Here is a 25,121-nt window from a genome sequence, read left to right as displayed (position 1 = left end):
GACTCAGCCCGCCTCCGTGGCCTTCAGGCTCCACACGACGTACTCCACCAGCCGGCCGACGGTCAGCCCGATGATCTCGTCGAACTCCATCCCGGCCAGGAACTCGGCGAAGTTGACCCGCTTCCCGTACCGCTCCTCCAGGAGCCCGGCGAGGGTGACCAGGTCGATGCTCTCCAACTCCAGATCACGGTTGAAGGTGGTGCCCATGCCGATCTCGGCGTCGTCGTCGCCGTACTCCTCCAGGAGGGTGCGGAGCATCCGGGTGAGGTCGGCGAGCACCGCCTCCTCGTCGGCGCGGACTTCGGGCTGGGTCGGATTCATCGCGGGTCCTCCTCTGGGTCTGCGGCTGCCGGTCCGGTCGTCCAGGCCACGACGTAGTCGCGGTCCGGCAGTGCGGGGGGATTGCGGACCGGCGCGCAGTGCACCGGGTAGGCGCGTTCCAGCCGGCCCGAGACCAGCAGCCGGCTGCCGTCCGGGGCCGCCTCCAGGACGGCGAAGTCCCTCGGGCGGCCGTCGAATCCGGTGCCCTCCGCCTTGGCGACGGCTTCCTTGGCGGCCCAGAACCGGGTGAACCACAGCGCTGTGGAGCCGGTTCCGGAAAGTCCGTGCAGCAGGCGCAGTTCGTCCGCGCCGAGGGCGGCCGCCAGGGCGGCCGGGTCGCGTTCGGTGACCTCTTCGATGTCGATGCCCGGGCCGGGTCCGGGCCGGTGCGGTCGCACGATCGCCACGGCCGCCTCGGCCCGGTGAGCGAGCGAGACATCCAGCGCCGGCAGCGTGCGGCCGTGCACGCCGGTCACGTAGGGGCGGCCCAACTCGTCGTTGTGGACGCGGAGTTCGGCGGGAAAGACCGGTCCCTCACCGTGCTGCCAGAGCCACTGCCGAACCGCGTCCTTGGCGGCGATCCGGCCGAGCAGCCACTGTCTGCGGCCGCGCGGCGCGTGCTCCGCGTACTGCGAACGCTCCACTCCGCCGAGGGAGTTGCGCATGATCAGTTCACGGGAGGCGAGGTCCGGCCAGCGTTCGTGGACCAATGCCCAGCCGCCCGGCCGCTCCTCGGAGAGGGTGTTGCGGTCGGGGAAGCGCTCGACGGGCCGGGTCTGCGGGTCGTTGTCGAAGCGCCGGTCCTGCCAGCCCTCGATCCGGGCCCACACCCGGCCCTCGACAGTCAGCTCCACGTCCGCCTCCAGGACGGTGTCGGTGAGCGAGGTGATCCGCACCAGGCAGCCGACCTCGGTGCCGGGCGCGGGATGCGGGCCGTGGAAGCGGGTCTCCCGCATCCCCACCGGGAAGACGACGGTCCGCTCGGTGCGGGTGGCCATGATCCAGTAGCCGAGGATCTGGCCGACGTTGTCGAGGAGGGCGCCCGGGGCGGCAGGCGTGGTGATCACGCCGCGGACGTGCCGGTCGCCGATCGCGGTGAGTTCGGTGACGCCCTGGAACGCCGGGCCGTGGAACATCCAGCGCTCGGAGTAGAGCTGGGCGGCGGTGTGGTCGGGTGTGCGTTCGGGGGCCGGCGGTGGAGTGGGGGCGGCGGGCGGCGGCGCGTGGCCGGGGGCGAGTTCGACGACCGCGCGGGCGGTGGGCCCGAAGGCGACCGAGACGCGGCCGGGGCCCTCGGGGGTGACGGTGACCGGGACGTCGACGGGAGGCGTGGCGGTCAGCCAGCGGTCGAAACGGGCGCCGTGCACGGCCACCGCCCGCAGTCCGGTGGCTTCCTCGGCAGCGTCCATCATGTGCCGGACGATGGTGGTGGCCGGGACCACCGGCCAACGGTCCTCGATGTCCGGCCAGCCAGGGCGTTGCGGGTAGAAGCAGTGGTCGAGCAGGTGGGGCATGGTGTCCGGGGAGACCCGGACGGTGGCGGTGCGGGTCTCGGGGGCCGGTGGGGCAGGCAGGGCCGACGGGACCGGCGGAACCGGCGGGGCCGACGGAAGGGGCGAGACCGCGGGAACCGGCGGGGCCGGTGTCCGGATTGCGGTGAGGACGGCGACCGCCGTGTCCGCGGTGTCGCGCAGCAGCGCGCTGAGTTCGGCGGCGGCCGGGACGCGGACGGCCAGGTCGTCGAGCGGGGACACGCCGGTGGAAGCCTGCGTCCGCCCCAGCTCCGCGCGGAGCCGGTGCAGGACCGGGCCGTCCAGGGACACCAGGGCGCCGTCCAGGTCGAGCCGGACGGGCGGGCGGTGTCGTACCGGCGTACTCGCGCCGTTCGCTCGGGGCACGACGGCCGGGGCCACGGACGCGCCCGCCGTCCACAACGCCGTCGCCACGCGCCGGAGTTGGGCGAGGCCGGAGCGGTGCGGGGAGTTGGCGGCGACGGCCAGGTGGTCGCGGTCGCCGAGGATGTCGGCGATGAGGGAGGCGAGCTGGCCCGGGCCGGTCTGGACGAAGGTGCGGTGCCCGGCGGCGTACAGGGCCTCGACCAGCTGCCGGAACCGGACCGGCTCCAGCAGGTGCCGGACGAACAGCTCGCGTACCTCCGCCTCGGCCTGCGGGAAGGGGGCCGCGGTGGTGCCGGACCAGACCGGGACGGCCGGCCGGTGCAGCCGGAAGCGCTCGGCGGCCTCCTTGATGGGGGTCAGGTACGGCTCCAGCATCGGCGTGTGGAAACCGGACCGGAACGGCAGCACCTGGCACAGCACGCCGTCGGCACGGAAGGCGCGGACGAAGTCGGCCACGGCCCGGTCCGGACCGCAGACCATCGACTGGCCGGGCGCGTTGTCGTGGGAGAGGACGATCCCGGCGTCCGCCCAGTCGTCGTCCAGGGCGGCCAGGACCCGCTCCGCGGGGGCGCCGACGGCGGCGAAGGCGAGGCCCGGGACGGTGACCGCGTCGGGGTCGAACTCGGCCATGAACGCGTCCACCTGGTCGCCGGAGTAGAGACCGGCGGCGACCATCGCCGTCCACTCGCCGACGCTGTGCCCGGCGACCGCGTCCGGGACCACGCCCATCCGGCGCAGCGCGGTGTCCAGGAGCCGCCCCACGCCGACGACACCGAACCCATGACGGCCCACGTCACCGACCCTTACGTCCTGAGGGGCGGGGCCGCTGACGGTGGGGAGGCCGAAATGCGCGGCGATGTCGTCGACGCGGGGAGTGAACTCGCCTTCCAGACCGGGGAAGACGAAGGCCAGCTTGCCGGTGTCGAGGAGCGGGGCGGGCCGGAACCACACGTCGTTGCGGCCCTGCCAGGCCCGGCCCTTGCCGACCGCGCGGCGGGCCAGGGCGAGCCGTTTGGCGGTGGGGTCGACGATGCCCAGGCGGGCCGGACCGGCCTCCGGGTGGGTGCGGTCGGGGGCGAGACCGGCGACGAGGACGGCGGAGTCGTCGGCGGCGAGGGCGGCGGCGAGCTGTTCGGGGGTGCGGGCGGCGAGGAGGAGGATGCGCTCGGGCTCGGTGACCGAGGTGACGTGCGCGGCGTGCGGGGCGTGCTCGACGGCTGCGGCACGTTTTCCGGGTGCCTCCTCCAGCACCACGTGTGCGTTGATCCCGCCGAACCCGAAGGCGTTCACCCCGGCCCGGCGCACCGGCTGTTCGGGGGTGGTCTCCCAGGGCTCGGCCCGGTCCAGGGTGCGGAAGCGGGTGTCCGCGAGGGCCGGGTGCGGGTCGTCGCAGTGCAGGGTGGGCAGCAGGGTGGCGTGGTGCAGGGCGAGGGCGGCCTTGACCAGCCCCGCGACTCCGGCAGCCGGCATGGTGTGGCCGATCATCGACTTCACGGAACCCAGCACGGCCCGCTCGTCGCTGCCGCTCGGCCCGAACACCTCCGCGAGGGTGGTGAGTTCGGCCCCGTCGCCGGCCGGGGTCGCGGTGCCGTGCGCCTCCAGGAGCCCGACGGAGTGCGGGGCGGCGGGGTCGAGACCGGCGGCCCGCCAGGCCTGGCGTACGGCGTGGGCCTGGCCGCCGGGGTCGGGGTTGACGAGCCCGGCGGTACGGCCGTCGCTGGCCACGCCGGTGCCGCGGATCACGGCGTAGACGCGGTCGCCGTCGCGTTCGGCGTCGGCGAGGCGCTTTAGGACGACGACGCCGGTGCCCTCGCCGATGAGGATGCCGTCGGCCTCGCGGTGGAAGGGGCGGATGCGCTGGCTCGGGGAGAGCGCGCGCAGCTGGGAGAAGACGCTCCACAGGGTGATGTCGTGGCAGTGGTGCACTCCCCCGGCGAGCATCAGGTCGCAGCGCCCGGCGGCGAGTTCGGTGACCGCCTGGTCGACGGCTACCAGCGAGGAGGCGCAGGCCGCGTCCACGGTGTAGGCGGGGCCGCGCAGGTCGAGACGGTTGGCGATCCGGGAGGCGGCGAGGTTGGGGACCAGGCCGATCGCCGACTCGGGGCTGGCGGGCCCGAGCCGCTCGGTGAACGCCTCCCGCACCCGGGCCAGTTGGCCGGAGGTGAGGTCGGGCACCAACTCGCCCAGGGTGCGTATGAGTTGCCCCGCCGTCCGGACCCGCTGGTCGAGCCGGACCAGACCGGGTGTGAGATAGCCGCCCCGGCCCAGGACCACGCCGATCCGGTGCCGGTCGGGCAGCCGGCCCTCGCCGCCGGCGTCGGCGATCGCGGCGGCGGCCACGTCGAGGGCGATCAGCTGGTCGGGCTCGGTGCCGTCGACGGAGTTCGGCATGATGCCGTACCGGGTGACCTCGACCTCGGCGAGGCCGTCCACGAAGCCGCCGCGCCGGCAGTACACCTGGTCGGGGACGGCGGGACCGGCCGCCGAACCGGGCCGGTAGTAGTCCGCGTCCCAGCGCCCTTCGGGCACCTCGCCGATCGCGTCCACGCCGTCGCGCAGGTTTCTCCAGTACGCGTCGAGCCCCGCGGCACCGGGCAGCAGCACCGCCATGCCCACGATCGCGACCGGTGTCCGGCGGTCGTCGGTCATGTCACCAGCCCGACGCGGTGTAGACGACGGCCCGGACGGACTCCGCGCCCCAGGCCAGCTCGCGCAGCAGCGCGGCGGCGCCCTCGTCGGGGTCGATCAGCTTGATCCCGCGCCGGGCGTACTCGCGCCCCAGCTCCGGGCTGACCATGCCGGTGTGACCGCCGGTCGGCGCCCACGGCCCCCAGTGCACGGTCAGCGCCCGGTTGCCGGTGCGCTCCGCCCAGTCGGCGCCGAGGCTCTCCAGGGCGTCGTTGGCGGCGGCGTAGTCGGCCTGGCCCCGGTTGCCGAGGACGGCGGAGATGCTGCCGAACAGCACCGCGAAACCGGGCCCGTTGGGCAGCTCCTCGAGGGCGGCGAGCAGGGTGGTGGCGCCGTTCGTCTTCGTGCCGTAGACCCGCTGGAAGGACTCCGGGGTCTTCTCGGCGATCAGCCGGTCCTCGATCACGCCGGCGGCGAAGACGACCCCGTCCAGGCGGCCGTGGTCGGCGTGGATCTCCTTGACGGCCTGGAGTGCGGCGTCCCGGTCGCGGAAGTCCACGGCACGGTAGCGCGCCTCGCTGCCGAGCGCGGCGAGTTCGTCGAGGGTGGCGGTGATCTCCCGCTGGGCCAGGATCAGTTCGGCCTCGCGGTTGATCTCGGCGGGCTTCAGACCGCCCCGGGCGGCGAGGGCGGCGCGGAGTTCGGCGGGGGTGCGGGCGGCGGCGGTGTCCGAGGCCTCGGGACCGTTCGGCGCGGCGGTCCGGCCGAGCAGCTCGATCCGGCAGCGGCAGGCGGCGGCGAGGCCGGCCGCGAACTTCGCGGTGATGCCCCGGGCCCCGCCGACCAGCAGCACCACCGAGTCCCGGTCGAGGCCGAGGGCGGCGGCCTCGGCGGCCCCCTCCCCGGCTGGTCCGGCGCCGGTGCTGCCGAGCGGGCCCAGCGGCACCTCGGCCGGCTCAAGGCCCTGCCGGCCGGCGGCGGTGCGCAGGACGACGGGGGCCGGCTCCGGTGCGAACAGTTCGGCGAGCAGTGCTTCGGTGACGGCGGCCGGTGCGGTGTCCGCGAGGGTCACGACCCGGGCGACCGTGTCCGGGTACTCGCGGGCGACGGTACGGAACAGCCCGTGCAGTCCGGCCGAGCGGGCCGCGTCCTCTCCCTCGGCGGGCCGGGCGGCCAGCAGCCAGCGCGGGCCGCGCGCCAGGGCCGCCCGCAGCACGGGGAACGCGTCCGGCAGCACGGGCGTGTCACCGCCGGGCAGCGCGCCCAGGTAGAGCACGCCGTCCACGGTTCCGTCCGCCTCGCCGAGCCGGTGGTCCGGGCCGGCGGTCACGCACTCGGCGCCGTACGCGGAGAGCCGTTCCGCCAGCTGGGCGCCGTACGCGGAGTGCTGGTCCGCCGGCTGGGCGCCGTCTCCGAGGATCACGAACCGCCTGCCGGACAGCAGGGCGGCCGGGTCGGCCACCGCGTCCGGCTCCGCCAGTACGACGGGACGCATCTCGAACCGCTTCGGCGCCTCGCCCGGGGGGACCTCCTCGGCCGCGCCGGCCGCTGCCGCCGGTTCGGTCGCGGCGTCCGTCCGGTCGGTGATGCCGCCGGTGGCGGCCGTGGCCGTCTCCTCCTGCCGTTCGCCGCCGTCGACCCGCGCCTGCAGCCATCCGGTGACGGCCGCGGCCGTCCGCGCCTTGGCCAGTTCCTCCAGCTCGGCGTCGTCCAGGGTCTCCGCCCCGCCCGCGATACCGAGCCGCTTCGCCAGCTCACCGGCGATCTCGGCCCGTTTGATCGAGTCGATGCTCAGGTCCGCCTCCAGATCGAGGTCGGGCTCGATCATGTCTATGGGGTAGCCGGTGCGCTCGCTGATGATCTCCAGGACGACCCGCTCGACGTCGGTCTCCGCGGCCGCCGCCACGGCGGGCGCGGCCGGCCCGGCCGCCGGTTCCGGTTGGGGTACGACGATTTCGGGTGGCGCGAGTGCGAGAGCGGGTGCGAGTGCGGGCGCGAGCTGCTGCGGCGACACCGGCGCGGCGGGCACCGCCCCCGGTGCGGCCCCGAAGTAGGTGAGCAGGACGTCGCGCTGCGCGGCGATCATCTCCCGGCTGGTGCGCAGGAATTCGGAGATCAGCGCGTCCCGGTCGGCGGGGGCGCCGTGCGGCTGGTTCGTCGTCACAGTCGTCTCCACGACTCGTCGGGCCGGTGCGAGGGCACCGGGCAGGAGGTCTCCGGTGGCGGTGCGCACGAGCTGTCCGTCGACCGTCCAGCCGGGCCGCTTGGGCACCGGGGTGCGGACCGCGTCCACGGCGTCACGGCCGCGCAGCAGCCAGGCGGTGCGTACCGGTGCCCCGGCCACGGCCAGCCGTGCGAGTGCGTCGAGCCAGCCGCGCAGCCCGCTGTCGGCACGGGGTTCGCAGGCCACCGTGGTGTGCGGGCGGTCGCCGAGGATCTGCCCGACGAGCCGGGTGAGGACGGTGCCGGGGCCGGCCTCGACGAAGACTCGCGCCCCGGCCTCGTACATCGCCTCGATCTGGGCGGCGAAGGCGACGGGGGAGCCGATCTGGGCGGCGAGTTCGGCGCGTACGGCAGCGGGCTCCGGCGGGTAGGGGGCCGCCGTGCGGTTGGACCACACCGGGAACTCGGGCGGTCGTACGGCCGTCTCCGCGAGGACCTCCGCGAACCGGTCCCCGGCACCGGCGACCACCGGGCTGTGGAAGGCGCAGGCCACCGGGATCCGCTTGGCGCCGAGCCCGCCCTCGCGCAACAGCCGGACCGCTTCGGTCACTTCTTCCGTGGGGCCCGAGATCACGCTCTGCTTGGGCGAGTTGTGGTTGGCGACCACGACCGAGTCCGGGACCCCGGCGGTGCGCAGCGCGCGCTCGACGTCCTCGGCCGGGCCGGACACGGCGGCCATGGTGCCCGGTTCGTCGCCCGCGGCGGCCAGGATCGCGGCGGCCCGTTCGGCGCTGAGCTCCAGGAGGGTCTCGGGGGTGAGGGCGCCGGCCGCGCTGAGGGCGACGAGTTCGCCGTAGCTGTGTCCGGCGGCCATGTCGGGGCGGACTCCGGCCGCCGTCAGCAGGGCGTGTGCGGCGAGGCCGGTGATGCCGAGGGCGGGCTGGGCGGCCCGGGTGTCGGTGAGGGCGGCCCGGTGGCGCTCACGGGTGGTGTCGTCGAAGGCGGTCGGCGGGTAGAGGGGGCCGGCGTGGGCCCGGCCGAGCTGGAGGTAGTGCTGGAGCTCGGGGAAGGCGACGAGGAGGTCGGCGAGCATGCCGGGGCGCTGGCTGCCCTGGCCGGGGAAGAGGAAGGCGACCTTGGCGTCGGTGTCGGCCGTCGGGTCGGCCTGGTGGAGGCCGGCGGCCGGGTCGTGCTCCCCCGCGAGGATCCGCCGCAGCTGCCCGGTCAGTTCGTCCGGGTCACGCGCCACCACCGCGGCCCGCACCGGCTCGTGCGAGGAGTCCGCGCGGCGGGCGGCGGCGAGCGCCAGGTCACGCAGCCGCCACGACCCCGTCTCGGCGGCCCGCAGGATCTCCTCGACACCCCGGTGGGCGGCCTTCTCGTCCCGTCCGCGGAACAGGAACAGCTCGGCGGGCCAGAGGTCCAGCCCCTGCTCCGGCGGTACGACGCTGTCGTAGGCGCCCAGTACCACGTGGAAGTTGGTGCCACCGAAGCCGAACGCGCTGACCCCGGCGACCCGTTCGGCGGCCGGAGCGGCCCAGGGCCTGGCCTCGGTGTGGAAGGCGAACGGGCTGTCCTCTTCCTTCCAGGCCGCGTTGGGCCGGTCGAGGTGCAGGGTGGGCGGCTTCACGCCGGTGTGCAGGGCGAGGGTCGTCTTGATCAGCCCGGCGAGTCCGGCGGCACACTTGGTGTGCCCGATCTGCGACTTGACCGAGCCGAGCGCGCAACCGCCGTTCTCGGCACCCGCTTCCGCGAACACCTCGCTGAGGATGGTGAGTTCGGTGCGGTCGCCGACGACGGTACCGGTACCGTGTGCCTCGACCAGGCCGACCTGCGCCGGGGAGACACCGGCGTTGCGGTACGCGCGGAGCAGCGCGGCCCGTTGTCCCTCGGGGCGCGGGGCGGTCAGGCCCAGGGAGCGGCCGTCGCTCGACGAGCCGAGCCCCTTGATCACGCCGTAGATGCGGTCCCCGTCGCGTTCGGCGTCGGCCAGCCGCTTGAGGACGACGCAGGCCACGCCCTCGCCGAGCGCGATGCCGTCGGCGGAGCCGTCGAAGGCGCGGGAGCGGCCGGTCGGCGAGAGGGCGTGCACCGAGGAGAAGAGGACGTAGTCGTTGATGCCGTTGTGCAGGTCGGCGCCGCCGCACAGTACGACGTCGCTGGTGCCGGCGGTGAGTTCCTTGCAGGCGACGTCGACGGCGGCCAGCGAGGAGGCGCAGGCGGCGTCCACGGTGTAGTTGGCGCCGCCCAGGTCGAGGCGGTTGGCGATCCGCCCGGAGATGACGTTGGCGAGCATGCCCGGGAAGGAGTCCTCGGTGAGCCGGGGCAGCTGCTCTTCGAGGCCGTCGGGGACCTTGCCGTAGTAGGAGGGCAGTACGGCGCGCAGGGTGGCCGCGTTGGAGAGGTCGCTGCCGGCCTCGGCGCCGAAGACCACGGAGGTGCGGGAGCGGTCGAACTCGCGTCCCCGGGTGCCGTATCCGGCGTCGTCCAGGGCGCGTCGGGCGGCCTCCAGGGCGAGCAGCTGGACCGGTTCGATGTGGCCGAGGGAGGCGGGCGGGATGCCGTAGCTCAGCGGGTCGAAGGGGATGGGGGGCAGGAAGCCGCCCCACTTGGAGGTGGTGGTGCCGCCGGCGTGGTGGACGGCCGGGTCCCAGCGCTCGGGCGGGACCTCGGTGACCGCGTCGTGTCCGGCGACCACGTTCGCCCAGAAGGTGGCGAGGTCGGGGGCGTGCGGGAACATGCCGGCCATGCCGACGATCGCGACATCGAGCGGGGCGGGGGCGGGCGGTTCCTCGTGCGGTTCGGGTGCCGGCCGCCGCTGGGCCAGGAAGTCGGCGGCGCCGTCGGTCACGGCGTGGTGCAGGGCGGCCACGGTGGTCGTCGCCGAGCGCAGCACGACGACCTCGCCGGCCATGAACATCCCCTCGTTGAGCTGGCGTTGCTCGTCCACGGGCGTCAGCTCGCCGCCCTCCGCGCGGTCGACGCCCTTGCTGGCGATGCGCAGCCGGCCGACGTTGAGCCGCTCCAGTTCCTCCCACAGCCGCCGGTCCGGCACTCCGTTCGCCCGCAGTTCCGCCTCGCGCCGGTGGTAGTCGAGGGTGAAGGGGCTGGGCACGCAACGGGTGGCGTGGCCGGGTGCGGTCTCCAGGAGGGCGGTCGAGGCGGCGGCCCTGACCTGGCGCTGGAAGAGGGGCTGGATCGCGCCGCGGTCCACGGCCTCCTCGGTGAAGAGGTAGGCGGTGCCCATGAGCAGGCCGACGGCCGCGCCCCGGGCGGTCAGGGGCGCGGCGAGCGCGGCGACCATCGCCGCGGAGCGTTCGTCGTGGATGCCGCCCGCGAAGAACACCTCCAGGCCCTCGGCCTCCGGGAAGTCCTCCAGGACGGCGAGTTGGGCCTCCCAGAGCGGGAAGCTCGCGCGCGGTCCGACGTGGCCGCCGCACTCGGAGCCCTCGAACACGAACCTGCGGGCCCCGGCCTCCAGGAACTGCCGCAGCAGTCCCGGTGAGGGCACATGCAGGAAGGTGCTGATCCCGGCCCGCTCCAGCGCCTCCGCCTGGGCGGGGCGACCGCCCGCGATGATCGCGTGGCTGGGCCGCAGTTCCCGTACGGCGTCGAGCTGGGCGTTCCTGAGCTCCTCGGGGGCGAAACCGAGCACGCCGACGCCCCAGGGCCGGCCGTCCAGTGCGGTCTTGGCCTCGGTGAGCATCTCCCGGGTGCGGGCGCCGTCGGCGAGGGCCAGCGCCAGGAAGGGCAGCGCCCCGTCGTCGGCGACGGCCGCGGCGAACGCGGCCCGGTCGCTGACCCGGGTCATCGGGCCCTGGGCGACGGGCAGCCGGGTGCTGAGGGCGCGGCTCATGGCGGAGGTGGCGGGCCGTAACGCGTCCGGGGCGGAGAGGCCGGACCTCGGCGCGTCCGGGGCGGACGTCTCGGGCCGTACCACGGCCGGGGCGACGGCACCGCCGTCCTCCCGGATCGCCGCCGTCAACTCCCTTACGGTGCGCCGCACATCGCCCCACCGTTCGGCGAACCGGGCCGCGAGGAAACCGTCCTGACCCACCGGCAGCAGCTGCGTACGCAGGTCCTCGGCACCCAGCAGCGCGGCGACCGCGGCCGGGTCGTCGGCGGGCGGGCGCACGGCGTCCGGGCCGCGCCGGTGCAGTACCCGGTGACCGGCCACGACGGCCGTCTCGGAGCCGTCCAGGGACCGCAGTACGGCCGCGGTCGCCTCGGGCAGCCGGGACTCGGCGAGCAGGGCCAGCTGACTGTCCAGGACGACTCCGGCCGCACCGCCGGCCACCGCGGCCGCCGCGGTACGCGGCCCGATGCCTCCGCAGGCCCACACCGGTACGTCCAACTCGGTTGCGTCGAGCAGCTGTTGGAGCAGGACGAAGGTGCTCAGCCCGCCGACCCGGCCGCCGCTCTCGGCGCCCCGGGCGATGAGCCCGTGCGCTCCGGCCGCGACCGCCGCGCGGGCCCCGGCCAGATCGGTCACCTCGGCCAGCACGCGGCTGTGCGGGGCGAGTCGGTCGACGGTCCAGGGTGCGCCGGCGGCCAGGACCACGGTGTCGGGCAGCCGGTCGAGGTCTTCCGGGGTGAGCGCGCAGCCGGGGGCGACCCGCACGCCGTACGGTGCCGGCGCCGCCCGTTTCAGCCGGGCCAGCGCCTCCCGGGTTCTTCGGTCACCGCGCCCCAGGTCCAGGACACCGAGTCCACCGGCGGCACAGACCGCTGCGGCGAGCCGGGCGTCGGGTTCTCCGAAAGGGGTGATGCACATGATCAGGTCGACGGCACGCACAGGGGACGTCATGATGCTCCGAATAATCGGGAGGACAGCACGGTGGGGGATGTGTGCGGCGGAGAGCTCGGGGTGAGGCCCCCGGAAACTAGCGAGTTCATTACTCGCGGGTCAATAACGGGACGGCCCTATCACGCCCGGGGGTATTGATTCGGCCAGTCGGGGGAATTCACCGCAAGAGCCGAAAATCCGGGTAATCCACTGCACCGGAACGGCGGTCGAACCGGTGGAGCACAGACGTCACACCGTCACAAGACCGTCAAAGCACCCCGGCCATTCACCCGTCACTCACCCCGGCGCAACACCCCGTGCGGCCGCGCCGAGCTCTGTAAATTCCGGATGACTTCGGTCCGCTGGCTCGATCCTGGCACACCGGAAACGCGTGGCGCCCACTCCTGCACGAAGCCTGCACGAACGCCGACCCAAGCCTGACAAAAACCTGTCGCCAAGTGTATTACTTCACGTGAAACACGCGATGGGGAAAATCCTTGTAAACCCTTGAAGTAAAGCGGTCGGAGAGCCTTCGCCCGCCGACCGCCCATTGACACGGATTCAGTGGTCTCAGTCGCTCACCCGTGCGCCGGTGCGCAGCCTCAGGTCGCCCGAGGAGGCGTCCACCCAGACGGTGCGCCGTCCGGTACCGAGCGTCCAGCGATGACGCCGGGCGTCCCACGACGACAGGGTGCGCGCGGTGACCCGCACGGTGACCCGCCGCCGCTCCCCCGCCCGCAGCTCCAGTCGCCGGAACCCGCCCAACACCCGTACCGCCTGGTCGAGTCGGAGGTCGGGCGAGGGTCCGACGTACACCTGCGGCACCTCGACCCCCGTCCTGCGACCGGTGTTGCGCACGCTGAACGTCACCTCCAGACCGCCGCGCGTCCAGCGCGCCTGAGCGTCGGAGTAGGCGAAGGAGGTGTACGACAGTCCGTGCCCGAAGGGGAAGAGGGGCCGCACGCCCTGCGCGTCGTACCACCGGTAGCCGACGTGGATGCCCTCCGAGTACTCCTCGGTACCGTCGACGCCGGGGTAGCGGCGCGGGTCGCCAGCGACCGGGTGGTGGTCGTCGTCGACCGGGAAGGACTGGGTGAGGCGCCCGCCGGGGTCGCTGTCGCCGAAGAGGACGGCGGCGGTGGCGGCCGCGCCCTCCTGGCCTGGGTAGTACATCTGCAGCACGGCTCCGGTGTCCGCGAGCCACGGCGTCGAGGTGGCCGACGAGGTGTTGAGGACGACGGTGGTGCGCGGGTTGGCCGCGGTCACCGCCCGGATCAGCTGTTCCTGGTGGCCGGGGAGGGCGAGGGTCGTGCGGTCGAGGCCCTCGGTGGCGTCCTCGTAGGCGAACAGCACGGCATGGCGGGCGGCGCGGGCCGCGCTCACGGCCTCGGCGACGTCCTGGGCCCGGGTGGCTCCGGTGATCCGGCGCAGCCGGAACAGCAGACCGGAGTCGCCGCCCGCCGCCGTGATCTTCAACTTGTGAACGCCCTTGGCGAGTCGGAGGGTGGCACGGCGGACGCCGAGGCCGTCGGGGGCGACGGCGACGAGCCCACCGGAGAAGTACTCGCCGTATCCGGGGGCGAGGGGGAACAGGTCCTCGCCGTCCAGCAGGACCGTGGGCCGGGCGGTGGCCGCGGACGAGAAATGGAGGATGAGAGTCCACTCGTCGGTCTCGCCCACGGTGAGCGTGCCGTCGTACTCCCAGGTCTTCCCCGCGGCGACCTGCTGCCCCTCGCTGTCGAAGGCGGGGCCGAGGGCGGTCGACGGCACCGCCTTGCCGAAGAGGTCCTCGCCGAGTGCGTAGGTGACCGTGCCGTGCGCCCGGGCCCTGATGGCGTCGAGGGGGCTGTCGGCGCGGTCGGGGACGACATGGGCGCTGCCGCCGCCGCTGACGAAGGGCAGGCTGCCGGTCGGTCCGATCACCGCGATACCGCCGCCGTCCAGGGGCAGGGTGCGGCGCTCGTTGCGCAGCAGGGTCGCGCCCGCCTTGGCGACCTCCAGGGCCACGGCCGCGCCCGCCTCGGCGTCGCGGCCGGGGCGCGGCGGGGCGCTGCCGTCGAGGAGGCCGAAGCGGTCCATCACCGAGAGGATCCGCCGAACCGCCCGGTCGAGGTACTTCTCGGCCACACTGCCGTTCCGCACCGCGGACTTGAGGGCCGTACCGAAGTACGTGCCGTCCGGCATCTCCATGTCGAGGCCGGCCGTGATCGCGGCGACGGTGCTGTGCGCGGCGAACCAGTCGGTCATCACCCAGCCCCGAAAGCCCCACTGGTCGCGCAGGACGTCGGTGAGGAGGGTCTTGTTCTCGCAGGCGAAAGTGCCGTTCACCTTGTTGTAGGCGCCCATGACCGCGCCGGTGCCGGCCGCCACCGCCGCCTCGAAGCCGCGCAGTTCGATCTCGTGCATGGTCTGTTCGCCGGCGCGCACGTCGATCGAGTTGCGGTCCTTCTCCTGGTTGTTGAGGGCGAAGTGCTTGACGGTCGCGATCAGGCCCTCGCCCTGGATACCGCCGATCTCGGCGGCGACCAGGTCGGAGGCGAGCAGCGGGTCCTCGCTGAAGGTCTCGAAGTTGCGGCCCGCGTAGGGGGTGCGGATGAGGTTGACCATCGGGGAGAGCAGGACGTCCTGGCCGAGGGCGCGGCCCTCGCGGCCGATCACCTGGCCGTAGCGGCGGGCCAGCCCGGGGTCGAAGGCGGCGGCGAGCAGGACGGGGGCGGGCAGGGCGGTGGCGTGTTCGGTGATACGGACGCCGGCCGGGCCGTCGGCGAGTCTGAGGGGCGGGATGTCCAGCCGGGGGACGCCGGGCACGTAGCCGGCCTGGCCAAGCGAGTCGGGGTCGGTGGCCCCGTGCAGCAGGGAGATCTTCTCGTCCAGTGTGAGTCTGGCGATCAGCCGCTCGACCCGGGGGCCGGCTCCGGCCTCGGGTCCCCCGGTCGCCGCGGCGGCGGTGAGCGGGACAAGTCCGCCGGTGGCCGCGGCGGCGACCGCGATGGCACCGGCCGTCAGTCGCAGGGCGGATCGTCGGGAGACGGTTTCGGACATGAGCCGTCACTCCTTCGGTGTGCGGGCACGACGATGTGGACCGCGAAGGCGCGCCCGGGTGCCCGGACCGCGTTCGGCATGTGAACGCACCATCCGCCACACGACCTTGACGAACCGTCAACCGCACCACCGGCGCGTCGGAAACGTAGATCCGGTGGTGACTCGTGTCAACGATCTGAACAAAAAACGGACCAGTGCCGACAAGAGCCGAATCCGGTGCCGACAAGAACCGAAAACGGAGGGCCACTTCACACCGTGGCCCTCCACCGATCCATCCGCTGGACCTCCACCGCTCCGGCGCGTGGACCTCCACCGCCCGGCTGAGCGGGTACGGCGAAGCCCGCTCAGGTAGGGCGACGCCCCGAAGGGGTGCTGGGGGTACCCCCAGCCGAAGGCTGGGGGAGGAACCGCGCGACCAGCTACGACGGTGCCGCGCTCGGTCGACGGCCAAGCACGGCACTTCCAGCGGCACTTCCAGCGGCACTTCCAGCGGAGCGCTCAGCCGAGCAGGCTTCCCACCCCGCTCACGACCCCCGTCACCGTGCCCGGCACGGCCTCCAGGACGTCGCCGACCGTTCCGGCGAGCGTCGCGACGGGCTCGGGCCGCTCCGGCGGACCGGCCGGCACCACCGGGGCGGGACCGTCGTGGGAGCCGACCTGCGCGACCCGTGTGCTGTACGGCTCCCGCGGACTCCCGGGCACCTGCGGCGGAGCCTCCGGATCCGGCGGGGGCGCGGGGAGTTCCGACCCCTCGCCCTTCTTCGGTCCGGGTGGCGCGGAGTGCGTGGCGCCCGGCGTCACCGGCTCGCCCCCGCCGCCCGACGCCAGCTCCCAGCGCTGCCGGAACGATCCGTCACGCCGGGCCACGACCACCTTCGTACCGTCCACGGCCAGCGCGAGGTCCTGGTCCCAGCGCAGCAGGAGCTCACCGCGGACGGTCAGGTCGTAGGACACCTCGCCCGCGTGCACGAGGCAGCCGGAGACCACGACCCGGTGCGTGCCCGGGTCGGCGGCGAGACAGAGGCTGGGGTCGAGCGCGCCGCGCAGCAGGCCGTCGTCCTGGTACGACCACTGCTGGGACCCGGCGTCCGAACACTTGCCGAGCCGCAGGTCCGCGCCCAGCCGGGGCCGGCCGCCGCGCACGTCCAGGCAGAGCCCGGCATCGAGGCTGCGCAGCCTGCCGTGGGCGATCTCGACGGGCTCGCCCACGGAGGCCGGGGACGGGGAGGTGCCGGCGGACGCCTTCCGGTCGGGGCCGGGCCGGGTGGTACTGGCGCTGGGGGCGCCCCAGGTGGTGGTGCCGGGGTCGGGGACACCGTTGTCATCGGACCAGCCCTTGGCCACCAGCACAGTGGCGAGCAGCGCGAGGGAGACAAGGCCGGCGCCGGCCAGCAGGGCCTTGCGCCGACCGGACTCGGACACCGTGCGGTGCCGTCCGCCGGGCACCGCCACGGGCTCGGGTTCGGCGCCGACCGGCCAGGCCTCGACGGCACCGCGGCCGGGCCGTGAGTCGAGATAGCGCCGGGCGCCCCAGCCGAGCACGGTCTCGGCGAGCAGCACCTCCAGGCCGCCGTCGAAGTGGCTGAGCTGTTCGGCGGCGTGCCGGCAGAACCGGCACACCGTCAGGTGCTTCTGCACATCGGGGAGCAGAGAGCCGCCCCGGCGCATGGGGACGTCGAGGAGACGGTTGTAGAAACGGCATTCCTTCGAAGGCGCGAGTTCCCGGTGGGCGCGTACCACTCCGACCCGGAATTGTTCACGGGCCTGGTCGAGGGCGGCCGTCGCGGTAGGGGCGTCGACACCCGACAGACTGGCGGGTATGTTTATGGGTTCGGCTTCGACCTCGGTGTGCCAGAGGAGGCATTGCGAGGCCCCGGGAAGAGCCTGGAAAGCGCGTTCGGCGAGTTGCCGTCTTTCCGGGGTGCCCGGTCTCGCGGCACTGAGTCCGCGGCCGCCGGTGGTTTTGCGCAGTTCCGGTACGACCACGGAAATGGCTTCGTCGGCGGCCCAGGCGCGGACCGTCTCCCGTACGGCCACGAGGAGCTGTGGACGCAGGGCGCCGCCGATCGCGCCGCCGGCCAGCCGGCCGAGCACCCGCTCGAAGGCGGCGCTGGCGACCAGCTGCGCGACGGGGGCGGCGGAGGCCAGGCAGACGGCCGCGTAGTCGCAGGTGGCACGCCAGTGCCGGGTGAGCAGCAGGGCGACGGCATGATGCCTGGCCGCGGGGGTTCCGGTGAGCTGGGCGACGAGATCGCGGTCGGACTCCCCCGGGCTCGAACCGGGACGAGGCGGGAAAGGCGGGCGTGGGGGGTAAGGGGATTGCACTGAACCATTTCCTTCCGAGCCGCAGGACGGCACGCAAAATGGCGTCCTGACGGAATGCAGTGCCTGATTGGTGCATACCTTTTGGAGCCCATAAGGACCGGACTAACGGCCATGCCGGTCTCTGGACCCTCCCGCGGGGAGGCTCACCTTCGCACACGGGCCTCACAGGAAACAAGAAGTTGGGGTGACCTGAGTTCAAAGTTCAGGAAATTCAGATAAGTTACCGCCGGTATCCCCGATCGGATTGGATTCAGCGGGTTCACAGGTTCAACTTGTGCGCGCCACGGGCCCGATGGCACACGAAACCTTCAACTCCCGGGCGGCCGCGGTCACCGGCGGCGGAACCCTGCCGTCCACAGCCGTCTCCCACGTTTCTCTCGGCCCGCTCTCATCCCGGTGGGCCAGCATGTGCCGCATGACCGCCCCCCACACCTCCCCCGCCCCCACGTCCCCCCGGTCGGTGCGCAAGGCCGTCGTCCCGGCCGCCGGACTGGGCACCCGGTTCCTGCCCGCCACCAAGGCGACCCCGAAGGAGATGCTGCCGGTCGTCGACAAGCCGGCGATCCAGTACGTCGTCGAGGAGGCCGCCCAGGCCGGGCTCGACGACATCCTCATGGTCACCGGCCGGCACAAGCGGGCCATCGAGGACCACTTCGACAACGCCTTCGAGCTGGAGCAGGCACTGGCCGCCAAGGGCGACACCGTGCGCCTGGACGCCGTACGCGATCCCGCGCGGCTCGCCGACATCCACCACATCCGCCAGGGCGACCCGCTCGGCCTCGGCCACGCGGTGCTGTGCGCCAAGCACCATGTGGGCGACCAGCCGTTCGCGGTGCTCCTCGGTGACGACCTGATCGACGCGCGCGAGACCCTGCTCAGCCGGATGCTGGACGTCCGCGACCGCTTCGAGGGCAGTGTGGTGGCGCTGATGAAGGTCGATCCGTCGCAGGTCCACCTCTACGGCTGTGCCGCCGTCGAGCACACCGCCGAGGACGGCGTGGTGCGGGTGACCGGTCTGGTGGAGAAGCCGTCACTGGAGAACGCGCCCAGCAACTACGCGGTCATCGGGCGCTATGTGCTCGACCCCGAGGTGTTCGGCGTCCTGGAGCGGACCGCGCCCGGCCGGGGCGGCGAGATCCAGCTGACCGACGCACTCCAGGAACTGGCCGCGGGCGGCACGGTGCACGGGGTCGTCTTCGACGGGATGCGCTACGACACCGGCGACAAGGCCGACTATCTGCGCACGGTGGTCCGGCTCGCCTGCGAACGCCCGGATCTGGGGCCCGAGTTCACGGCGTGGCTGAAGGAGTTCGTGGCGGGCCTGACAGCCGGCGAGACGGCACGGCACTCCGACCGGGCCGCCTGAGCGAGCCACGCGAGAGGGGAAGGCCGTACAGCCGCCCGGTCGCAGCGGCTCCGCTCAGCCGTCGGGCCCGGGCAGACACGTTCACAACGGCCGGCACCATGGGGTCGCCGGTCAGCCCGTGCAGGAGATACAGCGGATGAGGCCTCCCGAGAGGAACGAGAGGAAGGCGGTGAACCGTCGGGGTGAGCCGGTGACCATCGCCGAGCAGACGCGTTCGGTTCCTGCGGCCCGGGCCTGCCGACAGTTTCGGCCGGCCCGGGACGAGCCCCCTCTCCCGCTCCGCCACCCACCCGCGCACGTCTTGAGCACGACACCCCCGACCCATCGGGTGACCTGTTGACCGCACCGGGGCGTGGCGGACGAGGCCGTGCCGTACGTCGAGCTGCGAGGGACGATGCGATCACAGGGGTCGCCGCAGACCCCCGCAGGCAACCGAGGCGAAGGCTGTCGCGAGCCGGTCGAGCAGGGGCACCGCGCAGGGGTGGGGGTCACGGCGTGGTGTGAGCGTGTAGATGCCGCGGGTCGGCGGATCGACCAGGGCCACCGTGGTGACGTCGGCCCGCAGCGCGCCCGTCAGCACCCCGGGAATCAGCGCGATGGCATGACCGGTTGCGACCAGAGCCAGCTTGCCGAGCAGATCGGCCGCGGTCAGGTCGATGTGGGCGCTGACTCCGGCGCGGGCGGCGTGCTGGCGCAGCAGCGCCGCCGAGCCGTCGTTGTCCTCGACCCAGATCTGGTCGGCCAACGCGTCCATGTGCAGCGGGCCGCGCCCGGCCTGCGGATGGCCGGCGGGCAGCACGACGACCATCTCGTCCAGCCCGAGGAACCGGCGTTCGACCAGCGGGTCCTGGGGCAGCCCTGGTGGCGCATCAGTGACGACGGCAACGTCGAGATCGCCGGCGATCACGCGGCTGTGCAGCTGGGCGCTCAGGCCGGGCAGCAGGCTCCACCGGACGGACCCGGCCCGCTCCAGCAGACCCCGGATGGCCTCAGGGACGATTCCCGCGGCAAGCGAGGGTGTGGCTCCGACGGCCAGCGGCCGGTCGAACGCCCCGTCACGCACGTCTCGTACGGCGCGAACGGCACGGTCGGCCTCGTTGAGCACGAGCAGGGCGTGGCGATGGAACACCTCGCCGGCCGGTGTGGGGCGCACTCCACGCGCATGGCGGTCCACCAGAGCCACACCGAGCTGCTGCTCCAGCCCGGCGATCTGCCGGGAAACCGCCGACTGCGTGTGATGGAGCTCGGCGGCCGCCGACGACAGCGACCCGAGTCGGCACACGGTCACGAAGGTCCGCCACACCGTCAGGTCCATGGCCCCAGTATGCCCACGAGCTATGCGAATCCCGCAGAGCGGTCCTGCAGAACATGCGCTTGTCGCAGCCATGGCGGTGCACGACTCTGGCACGCATGACCACACCGCACACCATTGCCGTCCTCGGCCTGGGACGCATGGGCGACGCGATGGCGACACGACTGGCCGCCCAGGGCCGGGACGTCGTCGGCTGGACCCGCTCCGGGCGCACTTCGGGCACGGTCAGGACGACCGTCGCTCCGAACGACGCCGTGGCGAAGGCCGATCTCGTGCTCCTGGCGTTGTTCGACGGACCGGCCTGCCGGCAGGTCCTCGACGACGTCCGCGACTCGCTACGAGCAGACACGATCGTGCTGAACACCAGTACCATCGCCCCCACCGAGGCATCGACGCTGGCCCGGCGACTCGGCCGGCGCTACGTCCACGCGCCCGTGCTCGGCTCCGTGCCGGCTGCCGCCGCCGGCACGCTGCAGATTCTCGCCGCCGCCGACCTGGACACACTCGATCGAGCCCGACCGGTCCTGGCAGCACTGGGCACCGTGCGGCGCGTCGATGACGCCCCCACCGCCGCCGCGCTCAAGCTGATCGCCAACAACAGCCTCGCCGGCGCCGTCCTCGCACTGCGCGACTCACTGCAACAAGCCGACGCTCTCTCCCTGCCCCGCGCCCAGGTGCTGGACATCCTCGAACTCGGCCAGCTCGGCGGGCTCGTAGCCCGAAAACGAACCTTCCTCACCGATCAACCGGCCACCGGCCCGGCCGAATTCACGATCGGCGCGCTGATCAAGGACATGGTTCTGCTGGCCGGCGCATCCAACACCCCCCTGCGCAGCGCAACCCACCTGGCCGGCAGTTCTGCCGGCCTTTCAGCCGACATCGCCGTTGCCGCCACGGTGCCCGCCGTGGAAGATGCCGTGCTGGAACCCCTTCGCGCCTACATCCGCGGACACGCCACCGGCGACCCCACCCACTTCCGCGACGCGTTCCTGGCCACCGCCCACATCGAGGGAATCCGGGACGGCACATTCGTCTCGTGGCGCCTGGACGACTACTGCGCTCTCTTCCATGGCCGGCCGGCTCCGGACGAACCGACCCGCTTCCGCCGCATCGACGCCGTCGACGTCCACGGCACCGTCGCGACCGCAACCATGACGCTCTCGCACGGTCCGGACACGTTCACCGACATCTTCCTGCTGGTCCGCCCCGACGACACCTGGCGCATCGCCAACAAGGCCTATCACCGGCACACCTGAGAGCACGGGAAGCGATGCCCGCGCGGGTCGGCTCCCACGTGCATATCCCCTGCACATCCATTCCAGTCCGCCCAGGTCAGCGCGGTGCGGGCGCCCAACTTCGCTGCCGAGCGGTCAGCCGCCCGCCAGCTGATCCGAGGAGACCTCTCCGACGCTCCGGCCAGGTCGTTCCGGGCCCAGGTGCTGATGCGGCGGCATGGCGCTACCGTCGTGTGGAGAGCCAGGGACGTGTTCACCGGTCCAGCGCGGGCTTCTTCACGACCGCGAGCCCGGCCTTTCCTTCCTGTCACGCGACGCGTTCCCTCCGCAGAAGCTGGAACAAGGAGGCTTCCGATGGCGTCCACCGCACGGCGGCGGAATCTCCCGATGACTCTGACGGCAGTCGCGATCGCCGTCACCAGCATGGCTGCCGCGGCCCCGCCGGGCGGTGCGGCAGCCACCGGCCACGCAGCCGGCAAACAGACGAAACCCACGATCGTCCTCGTGCACGGCGCGTGGGCGGACACGTCGAGCTGGAACGGCGAGGTCACTCTCCTGCGCCGCGCGGGCTACACGGTGCGGGCCATCGGCAACCCGCTGGAGAACCTGACGACCGACGCGCAGACCGTCCAGTACTTCCTCAAGAGCATCAAGGGCCCGATCGTCCTGGTGGGGCACTCCTACGGTGGCTCGGTGATCACCAACGCCGCCCAGGGAGTCGCCAACGTCAAGGCACTCGTCTACGTCGACGCCGCCGTACCGGCGGTCGGGGAGACCACGGCGCAGCTCAGCGGCGCGACGTCGGTCCTGACCAAGGGGAAGCCGGCCGATCTGTACGACGCCGTGCCGTACGCGAACGCACCGTCCAAGGCGTCCGCGCTGTACCTCAAGGAGAACGTGTTCGTCACGAAGTTCGCGAGCAGTGTGCCCCATGACCAGGCGGTCAACCTGTGGGCCACCCAGCGCGCCGCGACCACGGTGGCCTTCAACACCCCGTCCAAGTACCAGGCGTGGAAAACGATCCCCTCCTGGTATTTCATCAGCACCGGCGACCAGATCATCACGCCCAGCTCGGAGAGGATGATGGCGCGCCGCGCGAAGTCCAACGTGACCGTCTACCAGGGCGGTTCGCACCTCACGCTCGTGTCGGACCCGGGAGCCGTGACGAAAGTGATCCAGTCGGCGGCCTCGTCCGTACGATGAGGCGGCGGGTGGCCGACGCGTCTCCCGACCGGCGCATCCCTCTCGGCCGCGGAGTCCGTGCCTGCCCAGGACCGTCCGATCCGGCCGATCCCTTCGATCCGGCCGGACCGGCCGGCCTCACGTAAGGATGAGCAATGAGCACGGTCACCACATCCGACGGCACGACCATCTTCTACAAGGACTGGGGCCCCCGCGACGGCAAGCCCATCGTCTTCCATCACGGTTGGCCGCTGAGCGCCGACGACTGGGACAACCAGTTGCTGTACTTCCTGTCCAAGGGGTACCGCGTCATCGCCCATGACCGACGCGGCCACGGCCGGTCGAGCCAGACCGCCACCGGTCACGACATGGACACCTACGCGGCCGACGTCGTCGCGCTGACCGACGCCCTCGACCTGAAGGACGCGGTGCACATCGGCCACTCCACCGGCGGCGGCGAGGTAGCCCGCTATGTCGCGCTGGCCAAGCCGGGGCGGGTCTCCAAGGCCGTCCTCGTCGCGGCCGTACCGCCAGTCATGATCAAGAAAGAGAGCAACCCGGAAGGCCTGCCCATCGAGGTGTTCGACGGGTTCCGCGCCGCGCTGGCCGCCAACCGCGCCCAGTTCTACATCGACGTGCCGTCGGGGCCGTTCTACAACTTCGACCAGCCCGGGGTCGAGAAGTCGCAGGCCCTGATCGACCGTTGGTGGCTCCAGGGCATGACCGGCGCGGCCAACGCACACTACGAGTGCATCAAGGCCTTCTCCGAGACCGACTTCACCGAGGACCTCAAGAAGATCGAGGTCCCGGTGCTCGTCATGCACGGCACCGGTGACCAGGTCGTGCCGTACGCCGACGCCGGCCCGAAGTCCGCCGAACTGCTCAAGAACGGCCGGCTCAAGAGCTACGACGGCTACCCGCACGGCATGTTGTCGACGCACCCGGACGTCCTCAACCCCGACATCCTCGCCTTCATCGAGGAGTAGCCGGGACTGCTGAGCGGACTCCCCCAGCGGGCCCCTGACCTGCCGGCGGCGGGTGAAGCCGCACGCCGGACGGTGCGGCGGGGAGTCCGCGGGCAGGCCGGCCCGCTCGGCGCCGTCGCCGACCATGTGGCGGACGGCATCACGCGGTGGCGGTGGCCCGCCGGCCGCCCGCCCCGCATCTGAAGCCGCTCACGCATCGGCGCCGCCGATCGGCCGGCCCGCCACTCCGCCCCGCCCCGGTCGCCGCGGACTTGAGCGTCTCCGACCGCTCAGCTGTTGGGGCGCAGTGTCCAGGTCACGGTCATCTCGCCGGTGACCGCGCCGTCCTCGCGCTGGATGGCGACGGCGACCGGGAACTCGGGGCGCTTGCCCTCGTCGAGTTCGGCGACGACGTCGGCGATCGGGCGGCCCAGGGTCGCGGTCGCCCTGACCGGTCCGAGAGCCACCTTCTTGTAGGCGATCTCGGCGCTGACGGCGAGCGGCACGGCCCGGGAGAGCTGGTCGCCGAAGGCGGCGAGGACGATCGCGCCGCTCGCCGACTCGGCGAGGGTGAACATCGCACCCGCGTGCGGCCCGCCGATGTGGTTGTGGAAGTCGCCCTGGTCCGGCAGGGACAGCACGGCCCGCTCCGGAGTGGTCTCCAGGTACTCCAGGTTGAGGGTCCGCACCATCGGGACCGTGGCGGCGAGCATCTCGCCGATCGACATCTGGTCAGTGCTCATGACGGTCATGTTACTCGCGGGTAGCAGAGTCTGAACAGTGCCGGCGCACAGATCGTCGTCATCGCGGCGGCGACCTGGTGTCGTGGGCGCCGGCGCCAAGGATGTAAGACGCCCCGGGCGCCACTAGGGTTACGAGCCATGTGGCCAGAACAGCAGCCGCCAGGGGGCGAGCAGTACCCGCAGAGCAACCCGTATCAGCAACCGGGTTACCAGCAGCCGAATCCGTACCAGCAGCCCGGATACCAGCAGTATCCGCAGCCGGGCGGGTACGGGCAGCAGCCGCAGTGGGGTCCGCCGGGACCGGCCGGCGGGCCGCAGGCACCGCAGGGCGGGGGCGGAGGCGGAGGCGGCAACCGGACGAAGCTGGTCGCGATTCTCGCGGCCGCGGCCGTCGTCGTGGCGGCCGGGGTGACCGGGTTCCTGGTGCTCGGCGGCAACAAGGACGACGAGGCGGACAGCGGGAAGGACCAGCGGGCGACCCAGTCGGCGACGCCGTCGCCGACCGTCTCCGCGTCCGCCTCGACGGACGACAACCCGCGCGGTGACGAGACCGAGAAGCCGACGGTCGCGGGCTGGAAGACCGTCGTGAACCCCAAGTGGGGCACGGCCTTCGACGTGCCGGCCGACTGGGAGGTGCTGACCCCCGGTACGTCCATCGGCTTCGAGGACAAGGACGGCAAGCCGATCGTCACCATGTCGGGGGCCGCCCAGTACAAGTCGAAGTGGTGCACGAGCGACGACGACAAGGACGGCAGGACCGAGGACACGTCCCTCGCGGCGGTCGGCACCAAGGGCGAGAGCGGCGCGAAGGGCGGCGGTGACGCGGCCGTCCGGGAGGTCCCCTGGTGGGTGTACGGCGGCTACACGCAGCCGGACAAGAAGAGCATCACCTACGACAAGAAGGCCACCGCCTACACCACCGCGTCCGGCCTCAAGGGCGCCTACGCCTGGGCGCGTTCGGCGCACACCCCGCAGAAGGGCAAGTGCGCGAGCGACGGCAAGTCGATCACGTTCGGCTTCGAGAACTCGGCCGGCGACCTGGTGTCCTGGGACTTCTACGGCGCCAAGGGCGTCGACGGCGAGGTCCCCACGGCGACGATCATGAAGATCCTCAGCACGGTCCGGCTGCACGGCACCCCGACCGCGAGCTGACCT

At 72.9% G+C, this 25,121-nt stretch carries 12 protein-coding genes; 5 read left to right on the top strand and 7 right to left on the bottom strand.

Annotated features, from left to right (window positions below; translation table 11 throughout):
• Positions 1-3: 3 nt before the first annotated feature.
• From ACZ5K7_RS28455 to ACZ5K7_RS28435, 5 genes are all read right to left on the bottom strand, one after another.
• The gene (locus tag ACZ5K7_RS28455) at positions 4-321 is read right to left on the bottom strand and encodes an acyl carrier protein (RefSeq protein WP_360493333.1); all 318 of its coding nucleotides are present in this window, start codon (positions 319-321) and stop codon (positions 4-6) included.
• The gene (locus ACZ5K7_RS28450) at positions 318-4,868 is read right to left on the bottom strand and encodes a beta-ketoacyl synthase N-terminal-like domain-containing protein (protein WP_468917565.1); all 4,551 of its coding nucleotides are present in this window, start codon (positions 4,866-4,868) and stop codon (positions 318-320) included. The genes ACZ5K7_RS28455 and ACZ5K7_RS28450 overlap by 4 nt, the downstream gene beginning before the upstream one ends.
• Position 4,869: 1 nt before the next feature.
• Complete coding sequence (locus ACZ5K7_RS28445) at positions 4,870-11,817, bottom strand: SDR family oxidoreductase (RefSeq protein ID WP_468917563.1); 6,948 nt, start codon at positions 11,815-11,817, stop codon at positions 4,870-4,872.
• A gap of 549 nt (positions 11,818-12,366) precedes the next feature.
• Positions 12,367-14,838: a beta-glucosidase gene (locus ACZ5K7_RS28440; protein WP_468917560.1), complete on the bottom strand. Its 2,472-nt coding sequence runs from the start codon at positions 14,836-14,838 to the stop codon at positions 12,367-12,369.
• Positions 14,839-15,336: 498 nt separating this feature from the next.
• On the bottom strand, positions 15,337-17,163 hold the full coding sequence (locus ACZ5K7_RS28435) for an RICIN domain-containing protein (RefSeq protein WP_468917558.1): 1,827 nt from the start codon (positions 17,161-17,163) through the stop codon (positions 15,337-15,339).
• A 415-nt stretch (positions 17,164-17,578) separates the two neighbouring features.
• Between ACZ5K7_RS28435 and galU the strand changes: the two genes are divergently transcribed.
• Positions 17,579-18,529, top strand: a complete 951-nt coding sequence (galU, locus tag ACZ5K7_RS28430; RefSeq protein WP_468917555.1) for a UTP--glucose-1-phosphate uridylyltransferase GalU — start codon at positions 17,579-17,581, stop codon at positions 18,527-18,529.
• A gap of 400 nt (positions 18,530-18,929) precedes the next feature.
• On the opposite strand, the gene ACZ5K7_RS28425 is transcribed toward galU, so the two are convergent.
• Positions 18,930-19,844: a LysR family transcriptional regulator gene (locus ACZ5K7_RS28425; protein WP_468917552.1), complete on the bottom strand. Its 915-nt coding sequence runs from the start codon at positions 19,842-19,844 to the stop codon at positions 18,930-18,932.
• Between the two features lie 53 nt (positions 19,845-19,897).
• On the opposite strand from ACZ5K7_RS28425, the gene ACZ5K7_RS28420 reads away from it, so the two are divergent.
• From ACZ5K7_RS28420 to ACZ5K7_RS28410, 3 genes are all read left to right on the top strand, one after another.
• Positions 19,898-21,097 (top strand): nuclear transport factor 2 family protein, encoded by a 1,200-nt coding sequence (locus ACZ5K7_RS28420; RefSeq protein ID WP_351706120.1) that lies wholly within the window; start codon positions 19,898-19,900, stop codon positions 21,095-21,097.
• Between the two features lie 366 nt (positions 21,098-21,463).
• Positions 21,464-22,279 (top strand): alpha/beta hydrolase, encoded by an 816-nt coding sequence (locus tag ACZ5K7_RS28415; protein ID WP_468917548.1) that lies wholly within the window; start codon positions 21,464-21,466, stop codon positions 22,277-22,279.
• A gap of 134 nt (positions 22,280-22,413) precedes the next feature.
• Positions 22,414-23,244, top strand: coding sequence for an alpha/beta fold hydrolase (locus tag ACZ5K7_RS28410; RefSeq protein WP_351706125.1), 831 nt, complete (start codon positions 22,414-22,416; stop codon positions 23,242-23,244).
• A gap of 269 nt (positions 23,245-23,513) precedes the next feature.
• Here the strand turns inward: ACZ5K7_RS28410 and ACZ5K7_RS28405 are convergent, their stop codons facing one another.
• Positions 23,514-23,951 (bottom strand): DUF4442 domain-containing protein, encoded by a 438-nt coding sequence (locus ACZ5K7_RS28405; protein WP_351706298.1) that lies wholly within the window; start codon positions 23,949-23,951, stop codon positions 23,514-23,516.
• 153 nt (positions 23,952-24,104) lie between these two features.
• On the opposite strand from ACZ5K7_RS28405, the gene ACZ5K7_RS28400 reads away from it, so the two are divergent.
• Entirely contained in the window at positions 24,105-25,118 is a 1,014-nt protein-coding gene (locus tag ACZ5K7_RS28400) for a DUF8017 domain-containing protein (protein ID WP_468917545.1), read from the top strand.
• Positions 25,119-25,121: the final 3 nt, after the last annotated feature.

Source organism: Streptomyces sp. NPDC031497 (assembly GCF_055580905.1).
The sequence above is the reverse complement of the archived record's forward strand: the minus strand, read 5'-3'. Positions and strand labels throughout refer to the sequence as shown.